This window comes from Brevibacillus reuszeri (assembly GCF_002897295.1).
Lineage (GTDB): Bacteria > Bacillota > Bacilli > Brevibacillales > Brevibacillaceae > Brevibacillus > Brevibacillus reuszeri_A.
Genome location: NZ_BEXF01000022.1, coordinates 42,285 through 65,577, shown reverse-complemented (window position 1 = coordinate 65,577; position 23,293 = coordinate 42,285). Strand labels below are relative to the sequence as shown.

The 23,293-nt window shown below is 48.7% G+C and carries 18 protein-coding genes; 8 read left to right on the top strand and 10 right to left on the bottom strand.

Annotation, left to right across the window (positions count from 1 at the left end; genetic code table 11):
- Positions 1–17: 17 nt before the first annotated feature.
- The gene (gene refZ / locus C3B52_RS26605) at positions 18–647 is read right to left on the bottom strand and encodes a forespore capture DNA-binding protein RefZ (protein ID WP_103109397.1); all 630 of its coding nucleotides are present in this window, start codon (positions 645–647) and stop codon (positions 18–20) included.
- A 209-nt stretch (positions 648–856) separates the two neighbouring features.
- Between refZ and C3B52_RS26600 the strand changes: the two genes are divergently transcribed.
- The gene (locus C3B52_RS26600; protein WP_164684943.1) at positions 857–1,708 is read left to right on the top strand and encodes an endonuclease/exonuclease/phosphatase family protein; all 852 of its coding nucleotides are present in this window, start codon (positions 857–859) and stop codon (positions 1,706–1,708) included.
- A 74-nt stretch (positions 1,709–1,782) separates the two neighbouring features.
- On the opposite strand, the gene C3B52_RS26595 is transcribed toward C3B52_RS26600, so the two are convergent.
- The 4 genes from C3B52_RS26595 to C3B52_RS26580 form a co-directional block, all read right to left on the bottom strand.
- Complete coding sequence (locus tag C3B52_RS26595) at positions 1,783–2,688, bottom strand: hypothetical protein (RefSeq protein WP_103109395.1); 906 nt, start codon at positions 2,686–2,688, stop codon at positions 1,783–1,785.
- A 125-nt stretch (positions 2,689–2,813) separates the two neighbouring features.
- Positions 2,814–3,809: an MBL fold metallo-hydrolase gene (locus tag C3B52_RS26590; RefSeq protein ID WP_103109394.1), complete on the bottom strand. Its 996-nt coding sequence runs from the start codon at positions 3,807–3,809 to the stop codon at positions 2,814–2,816.
- A gap of 73 nt (positions 3,810–3,882) precedes the next feature.
- Positions 3,883–6,126, bottom strand: a complete 2,244-nt coding sequence (locus C3B52_RS26585) for a sensor domain-containing diguanylate cyclase (protein ID WP_103109440.1) — start codon at positions 6,124–6,126, stop codon at positions 3,883–3,885.
- Positions 6,127–6,229: 103 nt separating this feature from the next.
- Positions 6,230–6,808 carry a histidine phosphatase family protein gene (locus tag C3B52_RS26580; RefSeq protein WP_103109393.1) on the bottom strand — a complete coding sequence of 193 codons (579 nt, stop codon included), beginning with the start codon at positions 6,806–6,808 and terminating at the stop codon, positions 6,230–6,232.
- Between the two features lie 229 nt (positions 6,809–7,037).
- Between C3B52_RS26580 and C3B52_RS26575 the strand changes: the two genes are divergently transcribed.
- The 6 genes from C3B52_RS26575 to C3B52_RS26550 all read left to right on the top strand — a co-directional run bounded on the left by C3B52_RS26575 (position 7,038) and on the right by C3B52_RS26550 (position 16,207).
- A complete protein-coding gene (locus C3B52_RS26575; RefSeq protein WP_103109392.1) occupies positions 7,038–9,335 on the top strand; it encodes a YcdB/YcdC domain-containing protein in 2,298 nt (765 codons plus the stop codon).
- A 296-nt stretch (positions 9,336–9,631) separates the two neighbouring features.
- Complete coding sequence (gene rpsD / locus C3B52_RS26570) at positions 9,632–10,231, top strand: 30S ribosomal protein S4 (RefSeq protein ID WP_049742482.1); 600 nt, start codon at positions 9,632–9,634, stop codon at positions 10,229–10,231.
- Between the two features lie 276 nt (positions 10,232–10,507).
- The gene (locus C3B52_RS26565; protein WP_103109391.1) at positions 10,508–13,645 is read left to right on the top strand and encodes a penicillin-binding protein 1A; all 3,138 of its coding nucleotides are present in this window, start codon (positions 10,508–10,510) and stop codon (positions 13,643–13,645) included.
- A gap of 83 nt (positions 13,646–13,728) precedes the next feature.
- Positions 13,729–14,361 carry an N-acetyltransferase gene (locus C3B52_RS26560; RefSeq protein WP_103109390.1) on the top strand — a complete coding sequence of 211 codons (633 nt, stop codon included), beginning with the start codon at positions 13,729–13,731 and terminating at the stop codon, positions 14,359–14,361.
- A 38-nt stretch (positions 14,362–14,399) separates the two neighbouring features.
- The gene (locus tag C3B52_RS26555) at positions 14,400–15,044 is read left to right on the top strand and encodes a CBS and ACT domain-containing protein (protein ID WP_103109389.1); all 645 of its coding nucleotides are present in this window, start codon (positions 14,400–14,402) and stop codon (positions 15,042–15,044) included.
- Positions 15,041–16,207, top strand: coding sequence for an acetoin utilization protein AcuC (locus C3B52_RS26550; RefSeq protein WP_103109388.1), 1,167 nt, complete (start codon positions 15,041–15,043; stop codon positions 16,205–16,207). The genes C3B52_RS26555 and C3B52_RS26550 overlap by 4 nt, the downstream gene beginning before the upstream one ends.
- Before the next feature lie 315 nt (positions 16,208–16,522).
- Here the strand turns inward: C3B52_RS26550 and C3B52_RS26545 are convergent, their stop codons facing one another.
- From C3B52_RS26545 to C3B52_RS26530, 4 genes are all read right to left on the bottom strand, one after another.
- Entirely contained in the window at positions 16,523–17,455 is a 933-nt protein-coding gene (locus C3B52_RS26545; RefSeq protein ID WP_103109387.1) for a 5'-methylthioadenosine/adenosylhomocysteine nucleosidase, read from the bottom strand.
- Between the two features lie 43 nt (positions 17,456–17,498).
- Positions 17,499–18,509, bottom strand: a complete 1,011-nt coding sequence (gene ccpA / locus C3B52_RS26540; protein ID WP_103109386.1) for a catabolite control protein A — start codon at positions 18,507–18,509, stop codon at positions 17,499–17,501.
- 116 nt (positions 18,510–18,625) lie between these two features.
- Positions 18,626–18,934 carry a metal-sensitive transcriptional regulator gene (locus C3B52_RS26535; RefSeq protein ID WP_103109385.1) on the bottom strand — a complete coding sequence of 103 codons (309 nt, stop codon included), beginning with the start codon at positions 18,932–18,934 and terminating at the stop codon, positions 18,626–18,628.
- 116 nt (positions 18,935–19,050) lie between these two features.
- A complete protein-coding gene (locus C3B52_RS26530) occupies positions 19,051–20,148 on the bottom strand; it encodes a bifunctional 3-deoxy-7-phosphoheptulonate synthase/chorismate mutase (protein WP_103109384.1) in 1,098 nt (365 codons plus the stop codon).
- A 276-nt stretch (positions 20,149–20,424) separates the two neighbouring features.
- Here C3B52_RS26530 and C3B52_RS26525 point away from each other — a divergent pair, with 276 nt between their 5' ends.
- Positions 20,425–22,602: a cell division protein FtsA gene (locus C3B52_RS26525; protein WP_103109383.1), complete on the top strand. Its 2,178-nt coding sequence runs from the start codon at positions 20,425–20,427 to the stop codon at positions 22,600–22,602.
- Between the two features lie 64 nt (positions 22,603–22,666).
- On the opposite strand, the gene ytxJ is transcribed toward C3B52_RS26525, so the two are convergent.
- Positions 22,667–22,993, bottom strand: a complete 327-nt coding sequence (gene ytxJ / locus C3B52_RS26520; protein WP_103109382.1) for a bacillithiol system redox-active protein YtxJ — start codon at positions 22,991–22,993, stop codon at positions 22,667–22,669.
- Between the last annotated feature and the right edge of the window lie 300 nt (positions 22,994–23,293).

Genomic DNA, 23,293 nt, shown 5'->3' with positions numbered 1-23,293 from the left:
TACAACCCCTTAGCGTATTAATTCATGGGAGGGCGTAGCTGCGTGTCAACCGGAAGCAAGCATGCCGCTAAATAACGCATTGACGAAGCTTCCAGCCACCGAGCAAACTCCTCATCGGATGGTTCCAAATCATATACTTGGCGAACCATTTGCGGTTGCAAAAATGGATAGTTCATCAGGCTTCCAAGAGCCAAAACAACCCGATCAACCGATACGGACAAAAAATCGCCAGAAGCAATTCCGCCCTCGATTACCTGCGAAAGACCATGCTTCCAACGACTAATATACAGCGTCAGTACTTCACGAGCCAGCATAGACTCGACACTCAGCTCTCTTTGTATAAACCTCGTGATCGCCGCATGCTCTGTTTGAAAGCTCACATAGAGATGAACCATTTGTTCTAGCTGTTGGTAGGAAGACGCATTCCTTTGCTCCTCTACCAATTCTTCGACGCGCCTAAATAAAGTCTCGAAATAGGAGGCTATCAAGGTTTCCAGCACACCCTGTTTCCCATGAAAATGGTAGGAAATTAATGCGGAGTTTACCTGAGCCTCCTCGGCAATATGTCGAACAGACGTTCCTTTGTAGCCATGTATGTCAAACAGCTTCGCGGCTGCAGACAGAATACGTAATTTGGTTTGATCCATTGCCTTTCTTTTCCTCCTGTTCCGATTTTAAGAAAACGGACCAGACACCAAGGCCAGTCAGGCATCTTTCCCATTGTACAGATTGTTCGACGTAAAAAGATAGTCCTGTTGTATGTTCGACAAAGTTTTCCAGTATTCCTCCTATCTATTGAGGCGCTATGATAAAAATACCTCAACCGAGGACTTTTCATAGAAGCGGAGGTGAGTCCTTGCGCAAAATCTGGCTGCCGCTCACATTGTTTCTTATCCTCTTCCATTTTTTGCAAGGCACGGCACTCATTCACAACTTGACCTCTTCTGCACCAACTGTCCAAAGTTATTACGTAGATCGACTCCAAGTTGTTACGTACAATATTCGCGGCTGCAGAGATGATCAGGGACACGCAGACCCCAATAAGGTTGTGGCTGCCCTCCGCCCGCTTTCGGCAGATATCATCGCGTTGCAGGAGGTGGACAATACCCTTCCGCGCTCATCCTTTATCAATCAGGTCGCCACCATAGCAGCGAGCTTGCACATGAATTATGCCTATGCCCCGTCCATCAATTTTCTTTTCGGCACGTACGGCAATGCTGTACTTAGTAAATATCCGATCCTGCATGCAGCTTCTACCCCGCTGCCAGCAACATGGGAGCCGCGCAGTCTGCTTGATGTGACCTTGGATTGGTACGGAACACCCCTGCATGTATACACAACGCATCTGGGCGTAAAAGCGTCTGAACATCCCGAACAAATCCAATCGCTCTACACTTATTTGCAAAAAAAATCTGGAGATACTGGCGTATTGCTCGGTGATTTTAATATGTATGCGGACAATTCCTTGCTGGATTCGGTGCGCAGCCTGCTCCAGGATCCCTTGTTTGAGAAGCATGTCGTTCTCGGCACCTTAAGAAGCAAGCAATCACTCAAGGAGCTGGATCATATCTTCCTTTCGCATGACCTGCAATTCTTCCAGGCAACCGCGCCCCCTATGGGACCATCTGATCATTATCCCGTCCTCATGGAGATTGCCAAGCGTATGAACCCGGGAGGAAATCTGGCTACGCCCATGCCGTTTAGCTAAGCCGCAGAAATATCCTATCTGAGAAAAAGACGCCGCTTTCCGCTGAATGAAAGGAAAGTGAGCGTCTTTTCTCGTTAACCTTCTGTCGTTGCTTCAGCAGGAGTGGGCAGCGGTTGTACACGTCCATAATTTTGCAGGTACGTCTCCACTTGCGAATGCTCGTGAACACGCTGATTGTTCAAATCATACACAGAGCGAATTGACATCGTCAAATTCGTCGGGAGCATGCTAGTTTTATTGTAGTAGATCGTGTATTCCGCTTCCAGATCCATTTGATCTACAATTTCGTTTACATCCGGTTTCGCTTTGGATTGGATTGTAGGTCCAGCCTGTTTGGCATGCGTTCTTTGCCAAGCTCCATCAGAAAGAGCCATTGCCAGCTTCAGTTTGGGCTTATGCTTGAAGTCAGGTGTAGATTGGATACTAGCCCCGGAAGCTGTCTGCTCTCTCATCTGCGTAGCCAGCCAGCTCTTCAGCTTTGCTGAATCAAGTGTAACCCGGATGGCTTCCAATTCATCATTCGGATTTTCATCTGGCAAAGTCCGCACATTTCTCTTCATATCATCCATTTGCTGGAACGAAAAAACCGGACTCCAGTTGTTCATTTCCTGCTGCATGGCCACATCTTTTTTTGCTACGTTTTTCCAATCCTGGTTGTCGCCTTCTTTGGCGTACAGCTTATCTCCCTGATGCAAGAGGGATAGTGTGTCAATCCGTTTCTCGTCAGGAACCGATAGCTTTACCTTCATATACACGGCATCGCCATCTTTTCTACCCGAAAAATTGACCATGTTGGCATTGGAGCTGTTTGCCGTCAATAGCTTCGTGCGGCCATAAAATGCGTAGGACTGCTGCTGCGAAAAACGATCGCGTATTTGATCGTAGGCAGAACCTGCATTTTGCTTGACTCCCATCTGATTGCAGCCAACCAGTGCAGTACAAAGCAGTGTCATCATACAAAGCGTCCAGCGATTGCGCATAGTTGCCCCTCCTTCCGCGTGTTTCGGCAACCCCGTTTGGGTACCTCCAAGGCGGTCTCGTCCCCCTTATCGTTTCCGGGGAAGAAAGGGCTTATTCTGCTGGCTGGTCGGCTGATCTCACTTCCCTACAAGTAGTAATACAGAATGCCATTCTGCTCACGGACCTCTACCTGGTGAAGAATGGTCAAGAGATCGATGTGACCTAGCGTTTCCGAGAGGGTTAGCGGCAGTTCTTTTTCATACAGGGTGGGAAAGAGCAATGCGGTTAGCTCATAGGCTGATTTTTCACCATCGGCTAGCATGCGGCGCAGCGTATCCGTCCGCTCCCAGTTTTTTTGCAAGCGTGTGAGTACCAGCTCCCGATGATTGATGACCGGCTCTCCATGACCAGACAGCACGAGATCAATCTCCTGATCTGCACACATCTGCAAAGCAGTTCGGTATTGCACCAGCGTTAACGGGCGGGCCCCTGAACGATCCCGGGGTGGCTCGATAAAGGCATTTGAGGAAATGTGCTTTATAATGTGGTCCCCGCCGATCATGACACGGTCTTTTTGTCGATACAAGGAAAGATGGCTTTGACTGTGACCAGGCGTATACAGTACCTTCCAATCAGACAAATGAGGGACTACCTGTTCATGCTTTAGCAAACCGTCAATTTGACTAGGCTCCGAGAAGGTTTTCATGAGTTGATGAAATTTTTCAATGATGATCAGCTTCTCTTCTGGAACGCCTGCTTTTTTATAGAGGTCTGTAAAAAAGCGATCGTGAAAACCGATGAAGTCTTCATCCTGTTCTACGTAAGGAGCAGCCTGTGGATGAGCAAGTGTCGTTGCGCCAGAGACTTGTCTGACTTTTTCCAGCAAGCCGCAATGATCCACGTGATGGTGCGTCAAAACTACCTGCTCAATGTCTTCCACGCTGTAACCGATGGAAGCTAAACCTGTCGTAAGTGCCTGCCACGCAGCCTCTGTTAGCGGACCGACATCCACTAACGTCAGCTTCTCTCCTTTTACCACATACACATTGACTGGCCCCACATTAAACGGGGTTGGTATCTCCAGACAAAATACATCCGGGGCCATTTCTGTCACGATCTCGTTGCTTTGCCCTGCTGCCATCTATTTTCACCCAACCTTCTCTTCACTTTTTTCCAGTGCCTGCTAAAAAGAGAAAAGAGCCACTGTTTTGGCTCTATGCTAACACAACTTGATTTCTCCCTGAATTTTTCGCTTCGTACAAGGCCACATCCGCCTGATGGAACAAAGCTTCTACGCTAAGATTTACGTCAAGCTCCTTATTCCATTTGGCAAGGCCGCACGAGATCGTCACTCGCGGAGATGTTTGCTGTTCTACGCACTCCCGAATTCTCTCGGCGACGGTATGTGCCGTAGCCTTGTCCACTCGCGGCAAATAGACGGCAAGCTCCTCTCCACCCCAGCGCGCGGCAATATCCGTTTCGCGGATACTGTGCCGTATAAGATCGGATACCTGAATCAATACTTCATCGCCAACCTGGTGGCCAAACGTATCATTCACCGTCTTGAAGAAATCAATATCAATCAGGATCAGTGAGCCGTACGGGTCTTTTTCCAGCGAGGACCTGACTCGTTCGTTCAGATGCCTGCGCGTGAACAGCCCTGTCAGGTTGTCCGTAATCACCATGCGCTCCATTTCGTTATGGAGCACAGCATTGGTCATCGCCAGACTCGCATGTTGTCCGAATATTTCGAGGAGCTTGTAGTCGTCAAAACTAAAAAAATGATAGCGTGAATCAGCGACTAAAAGGACTCCACTGACTTCTCCCTCGACAACTAGCGGTACGCCCATCAGCGAAGAGCAAGGCATCAGTGAAAACGGTAGCGGTCCAGAACCTGGCTGCGCCAAAAGCAATGCCTGTTTGTTCAAGAGTATTTCCTGAAATGGCTTTTCTGAGGCCTGAATACTCATGCCATTATACGCAGGAATCGAAGACGAAAGGACCTGAAAATTGTCTTCCCCGGGCGTCTTGTTTAAAATTGCACAAAATTCTGCATCAAACGTAGCCCGCATCATGGTGGTCACAAAGTCCAAAATCTCCTTTAAATTGAGACTTCGGTTCAACTGCCTCGCCATTTCGTTGATCAATCGTAGCTCACGGATCAAATTACGTGATTGCTGATATAGTTGTGCATTTTCAAATGCAGTCCCAGCGGTATCAGCCAAAATCGCGATGTAGTTTGTTTCGTGCTGACTCAAGGAAACCAGCTGATCCGATGTCACCTGCAGCACTCCGTATATTCCTTGCTTACCGAGAAGTGGAGCGGCGATCACAGTCATCTGCTGATCGCCTTGCTCGATTTCATCAACAACCAGTCTGCCTTCCAAATATGCCTTGGTGCTAGTCGATGGCTCCTCCTCATGAAAGGAAAGCTGTTTCACTGGAGTAGTAGCATTCGGTTCCACCGTCAGGAACAGCTCCACTGATAAGTAAGGATACAAAATCGGGATGCTGGTCACGATCTCATGTAGAACATCGTTCACATCAATCGATGCCTGAATCTTGGACATCAGTTGGTACAAGAGGTCCTTTTTGCTCGCTTCCCGGCGCAGTTCGTCAGACATCATCGCTCGCCATAGGGCACAACTCGCTTTGCCCCCTACCTCTTGCAAAAACGCAACATCGCGTTCATCATACTTATAATCGAGCTCGTCCGGAGAAAGATGTAAAAACAGTGCGTATAGCGGACTATCATTGAAGCTGATCGGAACGACAACGATCCGATTATTCTCCAGTACTGCAGGCGTGACCGGATCAGTACCAAAGCGGGATACCAAATGGGTAATTTGGATCAGTCCATAATCTACTTCTTGTGTAGTGACAAACTCTTGGGGAATCAATAAGCCATTTTCCGATAGCTTGACTGCTGAGCAATAGCCCTTTTGAATAATTTCACTGATCTGGCCCGTCAGGCTTTCTAGTAATTCTCGCGTGGTGTCATGCAAGGTCAAATCCATGACGATTTGACTTGTAACATGCTGGATGTATGCGTCATATCCCATTCGGATCAACGGCTCGAGCCCACGCATGTACGAGGTAAGGTCGAAATCAATTTCCGCCCGGGGAGTTACCATCCCGACCACTGCACGTATCTCACCGTCCTGCTCGTGCAGAGGAAATGCTCCGTAGACAAGAGAATCCTCACTGCTGACCCTCACTACGATCTGACTCGTGCTGATTGATTCCTTTACGTAGTCATTCAACTCCCCGATTGGCGGAGAATCTTTTCGCAGTTCAAGCTCTTGAGGGTTCCATGATTGACCAACCTGCATCTCTATGATGTTAATGACACGGCCCCCGGAATCTGTCAAGAAAAGGATGCCTGGGCGCTTTTCCGGCCAAGATTGCAAAATAAAATGGGCCGTGTAGGAAAAGACTGTCTCTAACTTCCCCAACATTTTACTTGACACGAGAAACTCCCTCTCTCAGCATTTTCTCAACGTGTAAAAAACAGTTAGCACCTTCACCCGTGTGAAAGCATTTTGCTTAATCCTTCTGGAACTAAGATTCTAAATGGTCTGTATCATTCACTTGCAAAACATTCCAAAAATCTGTAAAGCGGAATTTGGTTATCCCGGTATTGTCTATCCGAGTAATGCCAGTTCCTTGCTCCCCTGATGTTACAAAATGTAAAAAGCTGTTGATAAGCCCGCCGTGAGATACAACGACAATTGTCTCGTTCGGATGAGCTTTCGCCAGCTCCGTTAATGCAGTTACAGCACGTTTTTGCATACACTCAAACGTTTCAATTCCGCAAGCTGCCTCATCTTGGTTTTCAAAACGAGCACGAATCTCCTCGTAGGTAAGCCCCTCCCACTGACCATAGCAGCGCTCACGCAAGGTTGGGAGTGTGGACACAGTATAATCGAAGTTTTGGGCAATCCTCGATGCAGTTTCACGTGCGCGGCTTAAATCACTCGAGTAGACAGCGTGGACCGATTCGCCCTGAAAACGACGAGCCACCTGTTCTGCCTGACGCAATCCCAGCTCATTTAAGTCAATATCGCTGTGCCCTTGTATGCGCCGGATCTGATTCCACTCTGTTTCTCCATGGCGAATGAGATACATGATGGTTTCCAAGACGACAAATCTCCTTTTATAGCAAACTGTGGATAGTACTCTTTATTATATAAGAAGCATGTTCACAATTCTAGATTGATCAACAAAACATTTGGTACAAAATTCCTATATCATCCATCGCTTTTACCAATGCCCGGACACATTTTTCCTGAAAGGGATGAAACGAACGGAAACTTTTACTCGTCAGAGGTGATAAGTGAAAGATACTGACATCGTTGGAGGGGTCCACATGAAACCATGGTTTATTCGATCAAGCTCCGTTTTATTAACTGCAAGTCTCTTGTTACCGATTGCACACGCACAGGCACAAACGCCTTCTACTTCAGTCAGCAAAATGGCATCTGGCAGCACACAAGGCAACAACACCGTTTTCGCTGCTGCCAGCAAAGTTAAGCTGACAAAGGAGGCCGCGCTCTCTATCGCAAGCAAGCTTGTTCCAACTAGCGGGCTTGAACTGAGCAATGTCTCTTTGCGCTCAGCCGATTCCTGGCGTACATTCCCAGAATGGTCGTTTAGCTGGGTCAAAAAAGAAGCGAACAGCCAGGATATCAATCTCTCCTATAGCGTCAGCATTCACGCCGACACTGGTGAGCTAACTAGCTATTCGCGCTATGATCGCACAGATTCCAGTCTACCTTATGCAAAACGAATCTCTTATCAACAAGCAAAAGGCTTTGCAGAGAATTTTCTCGCGAAGTACAACGCAGGCAAAGCTGATGAGACACGCCTGTATTTGCGTGATATGCCAGAGCCTAAAACACCATTGAACAATGATTTCTCCTACACGTTCCGCTTCGTTCGAGTCGTCAATGGCGTCCTGTTCCCGGATAACGGCATTGACATCTCGGTTAACGGTGCTGGAACCGTTACGAATTACTCGCTTTCCTGGAATGACGTAAATTTTGAAAAGGCGACCGATACCATTTCTGAAGAAGAAGCGGAAAAGAAGCTGTTCGGTCTGGCAAAGGCCAGCCTCTCTTATCAGTTAGCATGGGAGCGCACAGGTGCGGACCGCAATAAGCCGATTTTAGGCTACATGAACCCCTTTACGTTTTATGTGGATGCCGTGGATGGAAAAGCTCTGGGTCCATCTCTTTCTCCTCGCAGCTCCACCACTGATCCGATCCCGGTCAGCACCAAGAAGCTACCAGCGCGTCATTCGGGCAAAGCCCTTTCCCAGGATGAAGCTGTCAACATGGTAACGAATTTGTTTGATCTAAATGGCTACAAGCTCAGATCCAGCAATTACAGTGAATCCGATTATCGCAGCAACCGTCCTGTCTGGAACCTGGAATTCATGAGCGAGAGCAAATCGGACGTCCGCTACGCTTACGTATCCATCGACGCGGAAACAGGTGATATTTATTCCTATAACAAGGACCTTCCGATGGTAAAAGAGAAAGACAGCGAGAAGTCCGCGAAGAAGCAAAACCCTGAGAAGCTCAAGGAAAAGGCGATGGAATCGATCCGCAAATGGACGCCGACCTCTGCAAACGTGTTGTTCTTGAATGATAATAACCCTGGTGACGAGCAGATTTACAATTCAGATCGCTATCACATCAGCTTTACCAGATATATTGGCGATATTATGGCTGCAAGCGGCTCTGCGTTCTTCTCTTTTGACACCGAGTCGGGCGAAATCTTGTCTTACAGTACCGAAAGTGGAAGCGAGTCTTACCCAGAGCAGCCACCGAAGCATATCTCTGCCGAAGAAGCTGTCGACGCATGGTCGAAGGAAGCGGAGGTTGAAGCTGTTTACATGCTGACCCCTCTCACTCCAGAAGAACAACAGAAAATACAGCAACAGTCGTCCTATACTCCGAAGCGGTCTGCAAAGCTAGTGTACCGTGCGACTACGACTCCTCTGGATCAGCCGTATTTCCTGGACGCGACCACAGGTGAATGGCGTTCACTCGCATCTGGCAAAACCCTAAGCTTGCACCGTGCTGCACCTGAGGATTTAAAAGGACATCCTGCCGAAAAAGAACTGATGCTGATGTACGAATATGATGCACTCTCTCTAGAAGATGGAAAAATCATGCCGCAGAAGCAAATTACCCGTGGTGAAATGATCGAAATGCTGATGATCAGCCTCAATCAAGGACGCCATTATCCGATGTACGCAGCTGACCGAAAAGCTACCTACAGTGACGTTGCCAACGGTTCCCGCTACTTCTCTGCAGTTGAGTCAGCGGTCGATCGCGGGCTGCTCGACAAAAATGCGTCCAAGTTAAATCCAGATGAAGCCATCAATCGTGAAGAGTTGGCTGATATGATTGTACGCGCTCTTGGTTACAGCAAGCTTGCCGACTACTCCGGCATGTTCCAATCCCAGCTCACTGACATTACGGGTACAAAGCATCGCGGCTCTATCGTCATCGCAACCACTTTAGGTATCGTTCCGACAGACAAACAAACCTTCCAGCCACAAGCTAAAGTGTCACGCGCTGACGCTGCCATCACCTTTACTCGCTTCCTCGAAAAACGAGGCGAGCAGGATACACAACCTATCGTTTTCCGGGACTAAGAAGGTCGGCAAAAAAAGCCATCCAAGCCACTGCTGGCAATGGATGGCCCTTTCTTTTTGCTTGACTTACAGATGCCTATCCGAGTATTATTGATTGTATGTGTACAGGGTAGCATTGATTGTAGGTAAAAACGGAAGGATTCATCCTCTTAGTTCCCTCCCTTTCAGGCAGCGGCTGAACTACCTGTGAGGAGCACGATGCGGAAACGCTACCGTCTGAAGTTCGTGTAGATAAAGTAGGAACTAACCTGCCGGAAGTAAACACCTGCGAATCCATATTAAAGGAGAATGAAATTATGTCACGTTACACAGGACCTCGTCACAAACTGGCCCGTCGTCTGGGTATCTCTCTCGATGGTACAGGAAAAGACATCAAACGCAACTATCCTCCTGGTCAACACGGTCAAAACAACCGTCGTAAACTGAGCGAGTATGGTCTCCAGTTGCAAGAAAAGCAAAAGCTGCGCCACATGTTTGGCCTTAACGAAAAACAATTCCGTCGCACTTTCGACCATGCTAACAAAATGGCTGGCGTAGTGGGCGAAAACTTCATGAAATTGCTGGAATCCCGCCTGGATAACGTAGTTTACCGTATGGGCTTTGCACCAACTCGCCCTGCTGCTCGTCAGCTGGTAAACCATGGTCACTTCCTGGTAAACGGCAAAAAAGTGAATATCCCATCCTACCGTGTACAACCGGGTGATGTGATCACTATTCGTGAAAAGTCCCGTGGTCTGCAATTGATCAAGGACTCCTTGGAAAGCCGCAATTTCCTGCCGAACTACATCACATTCAACGATGCTGCAGCTGAAGGTACTTTCACTCGTCTCCCAGACCGTGAAGAAATGCCAGCTGAAATCAACGAAGTTCTGATCGTTGAGTTCTACAGCCGTTAATCGTTTGAGGATGAAAAGAGTAGCGCCGCTCGTCGGCCTACTCTTTTTTGTTTTTCACCTCACTCCTCTCCTCGCACAAGCCACTCCTCATTCGACTTTTTTTGCCAACTTACGCCTTTCAAACGATGTCTTTTAGGGAGCATCCTATTTTTCATAGTTATAGTGACAAAATCGCTATTCATGCATACAAACTTGGATCTGTCAACTTCGCAGCTTCTATCCCTACAGGTTCCTCGTATGGTATAATCAGGGGGTATGCTAGGGGGTCGTAATAATATGTCGAATAACCACACATCTTCCTCTGAACCGCCAAAGAAAAAACGCAGACGCAGCCGTGGAAGGACGATTTGGATCATCGTTCAGCTGCTATTTCTGCTAGGGCTTATGGGAGCCGCAGCGGCCGGGGGAATCGTGACAGGTTATGTTGCCTCGCTCGTAAAGGACGAGCCTGTTCGCAACAAAGCGGAGTTGGAAAACAAGATTTTCACGAACTACCTTACCGGATTCGCCTACTACAATGACGGCACTCTTATCGGGCAATTACGCGCCGAAGAGGGCGATCGGCGGTTGGTGAAAAAAGCAGATGTTTCGCCCTATTTGATTAATGCCATCATCGCAACCGAGGACAAAAATTTCTACCACCATAACGGGATAGCATTTCAATCCACGCTGCGCGGGGCAATCCAGGAATTTACCAATCAACCAGTCGTAACCGGTGGTAGTACGATCACACAGCAGCTAGTTAAAAATACGATTCTCTCCGCCGAAGTAAGCCATACCCGTAAAGTACGGGAAATCTTCAGCGCGATGCGGATCGAGCGCATGTTTTCCAAAGACCAGATTCTAGAAGCCTACATGAACGAAATCTACTTCGGGAAAAACGCCAATGGCTCCAACGTTTACGGCGTTCAGGCAGCTGCAAAAGGGATCTTTGGAAAAGATGTTAAAGAGCTGAATCTCAGCGAAGGATCTTATCTGGCAGGCATGATTCAAAATCCGGGCGCCTACGCTCCTTTTGGCAATGAAAGCTATTCGCGAGGCAAGGAACGCCAAAAAATGGTATTGGACCGCATGCTGGAAAATGGCTACATCACCCAAAACCAATACGATGCAGCCTACAAAACAGATTTAAAAGCGCAATTGGCCAAACCAACTCAACAGGCATACCGTGAAGTTCCATTTTTGATGATGGAAATTGAAGAACGCGCAGCTAGGCAGTTAGTTGACGCCGACCTCAAGGAAAAAGGTCGTGACAAATCAACGATCGGACGCAATGAGTACCGTCAATTGATTGAAGAAAAACGACGCGACCTCCTGCGAAAAGGCTACAAGGTCCATACAACGATTAACAAGAACGTGTATGATATCATGCAAGCGATCGCAGCTGATCCGAACAACTTTGGAAAAAATCGTTCGTATACGATCCGCCGCTCAAACGGCAAAACGGAGAAAATCGAGAATGCCCTGGAAGAGGTCGGCGCAATGCTGATCCATAACAAAACGGGTGCGATTCTCGGGATGATCGGTGGGCGTGACTTTAAAGTTGAACAGACTAACCATGCTACCGCTCCCCGTCAGCCTGGTTCGGCGATGAAGCCGCTCGCTGCTTATGCGCCGGCATTTGAGCTCGGCATTTTGCAGCCAGCTTCTCCACTCGATGACTCACCAGTACTGCTCGCAGATGGCCAAAACGGCTCTCACCTGCCGAAGAACTGGAATAACAAATGGCAAGGAATCATGAGTGCACGTGAAGCGTTGCGGATGTCATGGAACATCCCGGCAATCAAGACTTACCTCAAGGTCGGCATACCGACAGCACTTGAATACGTAAAGAAAATGGGAATTACTACCCTGGTTGATGCAGACAACTACGCTGCCACGGGAGTAATCGGCGGACTTACATACGGTACGACCGCTGAGGAAATCACGAATGCCTATGCTACCTTTGCAAATAATGGCTCTTTTGTGGATGCCTACCTCATTGATCGAATCGAGGATAGTCAAGGGGCTGTCATTTACCGTCACGAATCACAGCCTGTACAAGTTTACAGCGAGCAAACCTCTTACCTGATCACTGACATGATGCGCTCCGTCGTGAATGCAGGTACAGGGACACATATTCGCAAATATGTACCTCGCAAAGTAGATGTAGCAGGTAAAACCGGTACAACCAATAACAGTAACGACCTCTGGTTTGTCGGCTATACTCCAGAGCTGTCAATGGGTGTCTGGGTCGGCTTCGATGAACCGTATCCGATGCCAGATGCAGACAAGTACGTGCCTATGGTGGTATGGGGCAAGGTCATGAAGGAAATTATCGAAAAGCAGCCAGAGCTCTCTCCACCTGATGCTACCTTTAAAAAGCCGGAAGGAATCGTAAGTGCAACCGTCGACTCGAAGTCCGGTCTGCTGCCGAGCGAGCTTTCCAGAGAAGCAGGCCACACCATTACCGACATATTCAATCGCCGCTTTGTTCCTACAAAAGTAGATGACTCCCATCAAAAAGCGCGCTTGATTACGTATAATGGCGAGAGATATTTGGCTAAAGAAGGAACACCTGATGATTTTGTATCAGAAGGCGTCTTCTTCCGTTCTCCTGATCCGCTCCCAACCAAGGAGCAAATCCAGGCGAAAAACTCTAAAGTGGCTGTCCAACCGCCAGACTGGGAGCAGCGACTTCCTGATCGCGAGGATCCACGTACAGAAGTAGCAGGAGCCCCTTCTGCTCCGAGTGGACTTACTGCCAATAACAATGGCAAACAGGTCGTTCTGAGCTGGCAATCTGCCAAGGAAGCTGACCTGCTTGGCTATCGCATCTATCGCGCGGACGCTCAAAACGGATTTGTTCACGTCTCCACTGTGAAGGATCCTTCCGTATTGACGTTTGATGCAGGTGCAGGCGGTAATTTCGGTTACTACGTCACTTCTGTTGATATTTCCGGAAATGAATCTCAGCCTTCTGCGATCGCTTCGGTCGGCTCGGGCTCGCATATATGGGAGCTTCCAGATCCAAATGCCGGCACCGAAAATCCAGATGGAAATGTGACAACCAATCCGGGTACAAACAATGGACAAACCAATCCACCAGATACGACAACGCCACCTGATGGTCAAGAGAGCAATGGATCAAATTCGTCCAATGCAGTTCCTCCTTCTGCTCCTAAATCGTTGTCTATTAAGGCAAATGGCGGGAGTATGAAGCTGCAATGGAAAGAAAACAAAGCGGCTGACCAAGTCATTGCCTACAACATTTATTTCAGTCCAGACGCTGCCAGTGGCTATCTGCTTCTCGACACAGTATCGGCTACGAGCTACACCCATTCAACAAACGGAACAAACGGTACCTACTACGTCACTGCAGTCAATAGTTACGGAGAATCGTCACAATCCAACAGCGTATCTGCAACACCATAGAATAAACTTACAGCAAGAACTCACAGAGATGGTTATCACGCCATCTCTGTTTTTTACACAAAAGGCTAAAACAGGAGGTACGAATGGACCACGTCAAGCGCTATCATTCCACGAGCATGACTGTGAATGGAAAAGAATTGTTCATTGAAGGTCCCATTTCTGGAAGCGAGCTTGCCACATTGCGGTTTGACGAGGGGCTCAAGGCTTTTCGTGTTCCAGAACAACAGCACGAGGCACTCATCGAAATTGCAGATCTTCCTGAAGGCAGGATCATTGTTGCCCGAGATGGCGATCTCGTTCTTGGCTATGTCACCTTTCTCCATCCGGACCCACTCGAGCGCTGGTCGCAGGCAAAGCTTCCGGATCTTCTAGAGCTCGGCGCAATCGAAATCTGCCAATCCGTAAGAGCTGGCGGTGTGGCAAAAAAATTGCTCGAAGTCTCCTTTTTAGATGACGCCATGGAAGACTACATCGTAATCGCAACCGAATATTATTGGCACTGGGATCTGAAAGGAACTGGCCTGGACGTGTGGCAATACCGAAAAGTAATGGAAAAGGTGATGGGCAGCGTCGGTATGAGCTGGGTAGCGACTGATGATCCCGAAATATGCTCCCACCCCGCCAATTGCTTAATGGCCAGAATTGGCGACCGCGTCCCTCCAGAAACCGTTGTGGCATTTGACGCCATACGCTTTCAAAATCGATTTCTGTACTAATTCTGTCGTCCTCTCTAGGAAAAAAGGAGGTCTCTCTCATGCGCGTAGAAGATATCATGCGAAAAACGGTGATCACCGTAAATCCCACGACCCCGATCGGGGAAGCATTACTCCTGCTTAGAGCCAACAGAATCCGGCACCTGCCAGTTATCGAGAGAGACATTCTTGTCGGCATCGTCTCTGACCGTGACCTGCGGGATGCCTTGCCATCTCGTCTCATCACTCACGATGATGACGAAACGGTCCTGCAAAAACCGGTAGCGGACATCATGAAAAAGCATGTCATTACCGCCCACCCGCTTGATTTTATCGAGGATGCAGCCCTCCAGATATACGAGCATAAAATCGGTTCTCTCCCTATCGTCGAAGGCAACCGGCTCGTTGGCATGATTACCGAATCCGATTTATTTTCCAGCTTAATTGAATTGTTCGGTGTGAACAGGCCGAGCTCCCACATCGAGGTTCAGGTCGATGATCGTGTCGGAATGCTCGCAGAAGTAAGTCAAATCTTTCGGGAAGCACACGTAAATGTATCGAGCGTTATTGTCTATCCTTGCAAGAAGGCAAACAAAAAGAATCTGGTTTTCCGCGTTCAAACGATTGATCCTCGCGCGGTCATGCAGCTGCTTACTGACAAAGGATTCACGGTTGTCGGTCCGACGGAAGGAGAGGTATTCCTGTGAGCCGCAATGCTCGTCTGATCTACTCTCCGGACTACACGCAGTATTATTTTAACGATGATCATCCTTTTAACCAGCGGCGTTTGCTTCTTACTCACGATCTGATGAGCAGCTTCGGAATTCTCACGGAGGCAGACATCCTTGCTCCCCGGCTTGCCACTGATGAGGAGCTCACCCTGGTGCATGATCCGCGCTACATCCAGTTTGTCCGCGATCAGGGCCACAGCGAAAAAGAACTCCCTCAGGCGGGAAGCTACGGTCTGGGCACGGAAGACGTTCCTTGCTTTGCCAATATGCATGAATCTGCTGCGCTCATTGTCGGTGGTACGCTGAATGCCGTGGATGCCGTGATGAAGGGACAATCACAGCACGCCTTTAATCCTGCTGGCGGATTGCATCACGCCTTTTCTGGTCGTGCCTCTGGCTTTTGTATTTACAACGACTGCTCTGTAGCGATTGCGTACATGCGCAAGCATTGGAATGCCCGCGTCTTGTATATTGATACAGATGCTCACCACGGAGACGGTGTGCAATGGTCCTTTTACGACGATCCGAATGTCCTGACTATTTCCATGCATGAAACAGGCAAATATTTGTTTCCGGGTACTGGTAATACGACTGAACGCGGGGATGGGTCTGGATACGGCTATTCCATAAATGTTCCTTTGGATGCGTTTACAGAGGACGATTCTTTCTTGGACATTTATCAAGAGCTGGTGACTAAGCTCGTCAAAGGCTTCAAGCCAGATGTGATCCTGACCCAAAATGGCTGTGACGCACACGCGTACGATCCGCTTACGCATCTCTCCTGTACGATGAAAATTTATCAGGAGATTCCCCGTCTCGCCCACCGCTTGGCCCATGAATATTGCGATGGACGGTGGATTGCGGTCGGTGGCGGTGGATACGATATATGGCGGGTCGTCCCTCGTGCCTGGACATTGTTATGGAGTGAGATGAGCGATCAGCCTTTGAGTGACCAGCCTCTCCCCAATGAATGGCTTGAGCGTTGGCAGCCGCAGTCTGAGCTGCAATTACCCCCCCGTCTGTTTGATGAAGGGTTTCCTGCGATTCCTCGGCGCGCAGAAATCACGGAAAAAAATCGGCTGACGCTGGAGCGGGCAATTATGTATGGGCCTACCGGGACGAATTCAAGCAAGGAGTAATGCATCGTTCGTTCATACTTCTGTGGAGGAGAGGAAAAAGGAGAAAATGCTCCAGCTTCTTGGGGACCTTGCATGGGGGTCATTCCTGTACAGCTACATGGAAAAAGAGAAACCGCGTCCAAAGTGGTTGGTCCCCAAAGAGCTTCGCCTTTTCTCCTTTTTCCTCCAACAGCTTTTGGTTTGCACCATCGCTACTTTTTTGAGGGATGGTCACGGTGGCTTTTTTGGGGACGATGAGGGGTATCATGGATGTAATACATTTGTATAGAAAAACGGCCTCTCCGAAGAGAAGCCGTTTTTTGTGTGTTCTGTTCTTTATTTGTTGCCAACTAGCTCTTCCAGCTCGGATGGAGCATAGCCTTTTACGGCTTTATCTCCTACTACGGTTACTGGTACGCCCATGAAGCCGAAGCGTTCGACTTCTTCCTGGTAGGCGCGGCTGGTCATGACATCACGGACCTCGAAGGAAATTCCTTTGGCTTTCAGCCATTCTTTGACCAGATTGCAGTCTACACAATTTTTCGTGGAATAGACGATCACTCCAGCGTCTTGCGAGGTCGCTTTGAGCATATTGCGAACGATCGCGTACGAGCGCTCAGAAGCGAGCTTAGTAAACTCAGCAAAGTTTACGTGAGCGGAACCGTCAGCCTTGTCCGACATAGAACGAACAACAACAAATGGTACGCTATTCATCGCGCACACTTGTCCGACAGAAGCGCCCTCCATCTCCGTGCAGTGTGCTTGAAATTGCTCGTGCAGCCATTGTACTTTTTCCCGGCTAGCCACGAATTGATCGCCTGACAGAATTCGTCCGCTAACTACTTGTATACCGGCATCCAGCTCTTTTCCCGCATCGATTGCTTGCTGAATTAGGTCTTGGTCCGCACTCCAGATCCACTGTTCTGTAAACGGAATCTGGCCTGGCGCGAAGCCGAGCGGCGACACATCGATATCATGCTGAATGCAATCAGTTGAGACCACGATATCACCAATATTCAGGTCAGGATGGACGGCTCCGGCTACTCCTGTAAAAATGACACGCTCTACTTGATACGTATCAATCAAAATTTGGGTGGTCACTGCTGCATTTACTTTGCCAACACCCGATTTGCACAGAACGACTTCTTTGCCTTCCATAACACCAGCATAGTAAGTGATGCCAGCCTTTACTGTTTTCGTCGGCTGCTCCATCGCTTCCAAATACAGCGCAATTTCCTCATCCATTGCGCCGATAATTCCGATCCGCATCATCCATCCCCCTCTTGCTGCTATTCTACTCGTTATCCGTGAATCAAGACTGCTCCGGTCTAGTGCTTTCCCGGTACTCGATTCGATGCGGCAGAAGTACGACATGCTCTTCTACGTTTTCGTTATTCATATATTTAGTCAACAGGCGCATAGCCACAGCACCGATATCATACATAGGCTGTACAACAGAGGTCAGTCGTGGGCGAACCATTTCCACCAGACGAATATTGTCATGACCGATCACTTCAATATCATTTGGTACATGGAGTCCGGAGTCTTGAATCGCATGAATCGCTCCAATGGCCATTTCATCATTCGCTGAGAAAATCGCTGTAGGCGGTTCCGTCAGCTTGATGAAGTCCTTTGTCACGCTGAGACCTGACTCATAAAAGTAATTTCCTGTAGCAACCAGCTCATCGTTCAGGCCGATTCCTGCATCTACCAAAGCTTTTTTGTAGCCTTCAAAGCACATCAGACCACCGAGTGGATCATTTAGAGGTCCTGTAATCATGGCGATGCGCTTGTGTCCACGATCAATCAAGGCCTGTGTCGCGTCGTAAGCTGCCTGGAAGTGGTCGATACTCACCGACGGCAGCACGTTATCAGCGTCGCGTGTAGCGGCCAGAACGGTCGGTACAGAGGTGCTGGTAAGTGCCTGCAGGTGATCTTCCTTAATCTCCGCACCCATGAACAAGAGCCCGTCCACCTGCTTTTCAAGCAAGGTATTGATCAGCTGCAATTCCTTTTCCATGCGTTGGTCGGAGTTACACAAAATGATGTTGTACTTGTACATGGTGGCGATATCTTCAATTCCGCGTGCCAACTCAGAGAAAAATAAACTGGAGATGTCCGGGATGATGACACCGACTGTTGTTGTTTTTTTGCTGGCGAGACCACGTGCGACTGCATTGGGTCGATATCCCAAGCGATCAATTGCAGCCAACACCTTTTTTCGGGTTAAAGGTTTTACGTTTGGATTCCCGTTAACAACACGGGAGACCGTCGCCATAGAAACCCCCGCTTCTCTTGCCACATCGTAGATAGTAACCGGCATCACACACCCTCACTTTCCCCATATTCTGGTTTTCATAATTATTTTCATAAATATATGCACTTATGATACGACAAGCTGTAAGTGGTTGCAATCGTTTTTACAGCTTGCGTATCCTCTTACTTCATTAGTTTGTTCATTGTTTTCAACAGCTCGTCAATGACCTCGCTATCGCCCTGCTGAATACGCTCCATGACACAGCTTTTCATGTGTCCCTCGAGGAGTATTTTACCAACCGCATTCAGTGCAGATTGAACAGCGGCGATCTGATTGAGAATGTCGTCACAGTAAACATCCTTCTCCACCATCCCGCGAATTCCACGTATTTGTCCTTCTACGCGATTAAGTCTGGAAACGAGATTCGACTTGATTTTATCCGTCCGGGGAGTGGCTCGTTCAGACGAGCAGCATTGGTCGTGTTCATTCATCTGGCACATCCTCCTTCGCCGATATAGCACGTACTCCTAGCTTACTTGGTCGCAAGTTTTTCGTCAAATGAGAAAGGCCCTCCCGTATGCTGGAAGGGCCTTTCGTTCTGACTGAATTATCCGCGGGAAGCAACTGCTTCACCTTTGTACAGTCCAGAAGCAATCAGCTCGTCTACAAATTCATTGAATTGCGGGATGTTCAGCTGCTGCTTCGCATCGGAGAGAGCCACGTCTGGATCAGGGTGAACCTCAACCATAATACCGTCAGAGCCAACCGCGATACCAGCCTTCGCGCAAGGCAGGAGCAGATCACGACGACCTGTGGAGTGCGTCACGTCTACAAATACAGGCAAGTGAGTCTCTTGTTTGAGAAGCGGTACAGCAGAGATGTCCAGTGTGTTGCGAGTCGCTTTTTCATACGTACGAATACCGCGCTCACACAGCATGACTTGTGTATTGCCCTCAGAGAGAATGTATTCTGCTGCGTAAATGAATTCCTCGATTGTTGCTGCCAGACCACGCTTCAGCAAAATCGGTTTGTTTACACGACCAGCCGCTTTCAACAGCTCAAAGTTTTGCATGTTGCGCGCACCGATTTGAATCACATCGATGTACTGCGAAGCCATCTCGAGGTCACCAGGCGTCACGATCTCACTGATCGTTACGAGGTTGAATTCATCCCCGATGCGCTTCAGGATTTGCAAGCCTTCCTCACCCAAGCCTTGGAAATCGTATGGGGAGGTACGTGGCTTGTAAGCTCCGCCACGCAATGTACGCAGACCGCGCTCAGCATGGTTTTGCGCTACTGCTCTTACTTGCTCGTAGCTTTCAACCGAGCAAGGTCCCGCAATCAGAATCGGGTTGCTTCCGCCAAATTCTACACCTTTTACTGTGATAACAGTGTCTTCGGCTTTTTTCTTGCGGCTAACCAGTAGAACCTTTTTCTTTTCGTCGTTTTGCAGATCCAAAGATACTTGGAAAATTTGCTTGAACAAATGACGGACAGTGCTGTCATTGAAAGGTCCCTTGTTATTTTCTACCAGTAGATTGAGCATTTGGCGCTCGCGCTCTGGATCAAAGCGGTTGCTTCCCTGCTTTTCCTTTTCTTTGCCCACCTCTTGAACGAGGGCTGCGCGCTTGTTGATCAGCTCAAGAATTTCCAAGTTGATCTCATCTATTTGTTTGCGCATAACTTCGATTTGATCGTGTGCCATCTCTCTCCACTCTCCTCTTTTTATAGTTGCTTCTGCGTACAGCTCATTTAAAATTAGGGTTATTATAATTGATTCGAAGTCCCTTGTCAGCAGTTTAGCGCCAAAAAGCGCGAAAGTAAATTGTAAATATTTTTCCGCATTTGCATAAAGTTCGCCAAACTCGAAGAAGATTCCTTGTTTCGACAGGATTCTTTTCGTTTCGAGTCGAACTGTTCATACATATGTTTTCCATATTTTATTTACTGATACTCATCTGGAACGAGGAGTGACCTACCTTTGTCAGAACATACAGAAACAGCCTCCACTGAGCTGATTTTTTCATTAGATATTGGCACACGAAGCGTCGTTGGGCTGATTGTCGAGGCTGATGGCGACCAGTTTCGCGTATTAGACTGCGCGATTCGAGAACACGATGAGCGTTCCATGCTCGACGGACAAATCCACGATATTATTGCTGTAGCCAAAGTGATCCAACAAATAAAAGAAGAACTGGAACAAAAATATGGAAAGCTGCATCAGGTGGCTGTAGCTGCTGCTGGCCGCTCTCTGCGTACACGCCGAGTCCGTATCGACATGCCGCTCTCCCGTCATGCCTTCATTACGCGCGATGATGTAGTCACTCTGGAGTTTGCCGCTGTACAGGAAGCGCAAGCCCAACTCGCGAAAGAACTGAACGAGCAGGATGTGACCCGTTATTACTGCGTAGGCTATAGTGTCGTGAACTATCATCTAGACGGCGAGCTTATCGGCAGCCTGATCGATCAGCGCGGCGACACAGCCAGTACAGACGTCATCGCTACCTTTTTACCACGGGTTGTTGTCGACTCTCTGATTGCTGCCCTAAAACGCTGCGATCTGGAGATGCAGGCTCTGACCCTCGAGCCAATCGCCGCGATCAATGTGCTCATACCCGTCACCATGCGTCGCCTCAACATCGCGCTCGTTGATATCGGAGCGGGTACATCTGACGTCGCTCTGACTGAGGAGGGCGCTATTACAGCATATGGCATGGTGCCTGTCGCAGGCGACGAAATTACCGATGCCCTGATGAATGCCTTTCTGCTGGATTTCCCGATGGCAGAAGAGGTCAAGCGTGTGCTTTCCACCGCTGAACATGTTACCTTCACAGATATTTTAGGCCTGGAGCAGACCATGAGCGCTGCTGAGGTAATTGCTGCTATCGACACTGATATCCAGGTCCTCGCAGAAAAAATCGCCTTTAAAATTATGGAGTTAAATGGAAAAGCTCCTCAGGCAGTAATGCTGATCGGCGGCGGTAGCTTGACACCTGGGTTGACGGGAAAAGTCGCTCAGGTGCTGCAAATTCCGGCAGCACGAGTCGCTGTACGAGGTGGCGATGCGATCAAGCAATTCGTAGGTGACCATCCGCTCTTGTCCGGGCCTGAATTCGTAACCCCTGTGGGGATTGCGGTAGCTGCACGCCGTCACCCTCTGCGTTATGTCACGGTTACAGTCAACGACAATCCAATCCGCATCTTTGACCTGCGGAAAATGACCTTAGGTGATGCCCTGATCGGAGCTGGTTTGGACATTCGTCGTCTGTATGGACGCCCTGGACTTGCTATGACCGTCACTATCAACGGCCGCATCAAAATGATTCCAGGCGGCCACGGCACACCGCCCGTTATTCAAAGAAACGGGGAAGCCGCGGGATTGGATACACCTATTGGGGATGGAGATATGATCGTGATCGTCGCTGGAGTAAACGGTGAGGATGCTCATGCTGAAGTAAAGGACTTGCTGGATCGTCTGGATACATTGGAAGTGATCTGCAATGACCGTCCGCTCTCTTTGGGTCCGATCATTTTGGTTAATGGTGAACCACAGCGGCTAGATGCTGCTCTCGTGGATCGCTGCGAGGTCGAGATTCGCCTGCCACGCACGATTGAGGAAGTGCTCCGCTCTGCCGAAATGTCAGCCGGTGGGGAGGAAGAGGCTACTCCTTACTTGCAGTTTAGCGTAAATGGACACAGCTATTCGATTCCATCTCGGAGCGAGGTTATCCTCCTCAACGGGAAAACCGCCTCACTCTCTGATTATGTCCGTCAGGGCGATGAGCTCGTTTATCGCAGAGAAGAAATCACTTCCCCCACCATTCGCGATGTCATTCCTTTGGATGAGTGGGTACAAGAGACCGTCACTGTTTTATTTAACGGGGAAAAGGTCGTGCTGCCTGTTGCACAGGTTGCTATCACGATGGATGGTCGTGTGGCAAGCCCAGAGGATACAGTAGTGGATGGCGCTGTAATCACAGTCAAATCGTCACCCTCTGCTACTCCTGTGTTCAGCGATGTGTTTCGCTTTGTTGAGGTTTCGCTGGAGAAGCCTGATCGGGAAAGCATCTCTGGCTTTGTCATGCTGGTCAATGGCGAGCTGGCAACCTTCCAGACTGAGCTGAAAAGCGGAGACAAGCTTGAGCTGTTTTGGGAGTAATAAGCCTTACGTAAAAAAGAAGAGCTGCCGAACTCAGACTTGAGTTGGTAGCTCTTTCCTGTTTCTATTCTTGTACAGCTTGGGCAATGGCATCTTTCGTAATTTTCCAGTGGGAGGTGTGCCATTTCACTTGACCATTCTCCAGCAAAAAGATTTGCGGGGATTCGTGCTTGATTTCAAAGCGATCTGCTACCGCATTGGATACTGGGCGGTCTTCGCGAACGAGGATGACAGCAGAAGGAACCGTATGATCTTTCACATACGCCTGGAACTCATCGTAGGCTGCCGTGCTGATCGGGCAGATCGTGCTATGCTTAAACAAAAGTCGTTTACCGTTTTCATTTACAAATTGGTCCAGCTCTTCAGTTGAGTGCAGCTGTTTTTGGCTCACAAACCATCTCTCCTTTTTATCTGATGCCATGTGATTTCCAGTATACAAAAAGCACAGCCTGTAAGTCTATGGTGGGGCTTGGGTTAAGCTGTAGTGGAGGAGAGGAAACCGGAGAAAACGCTCCGGATTCTTGGGATACTTGCTGGGGGTCATACTGGCCAGCTCCGTGAAAAAAGTGAAACCGCGTCCAAAGTGGATGGTTCAAGATGCTTCTCAAAGGTGGACGCTTAAAGGCGTGTTTCCCTTTTTTCACTCCGCTTGGGATGTATCCCAAAGATCCTCGCTTTTTTCTCCGGTTTC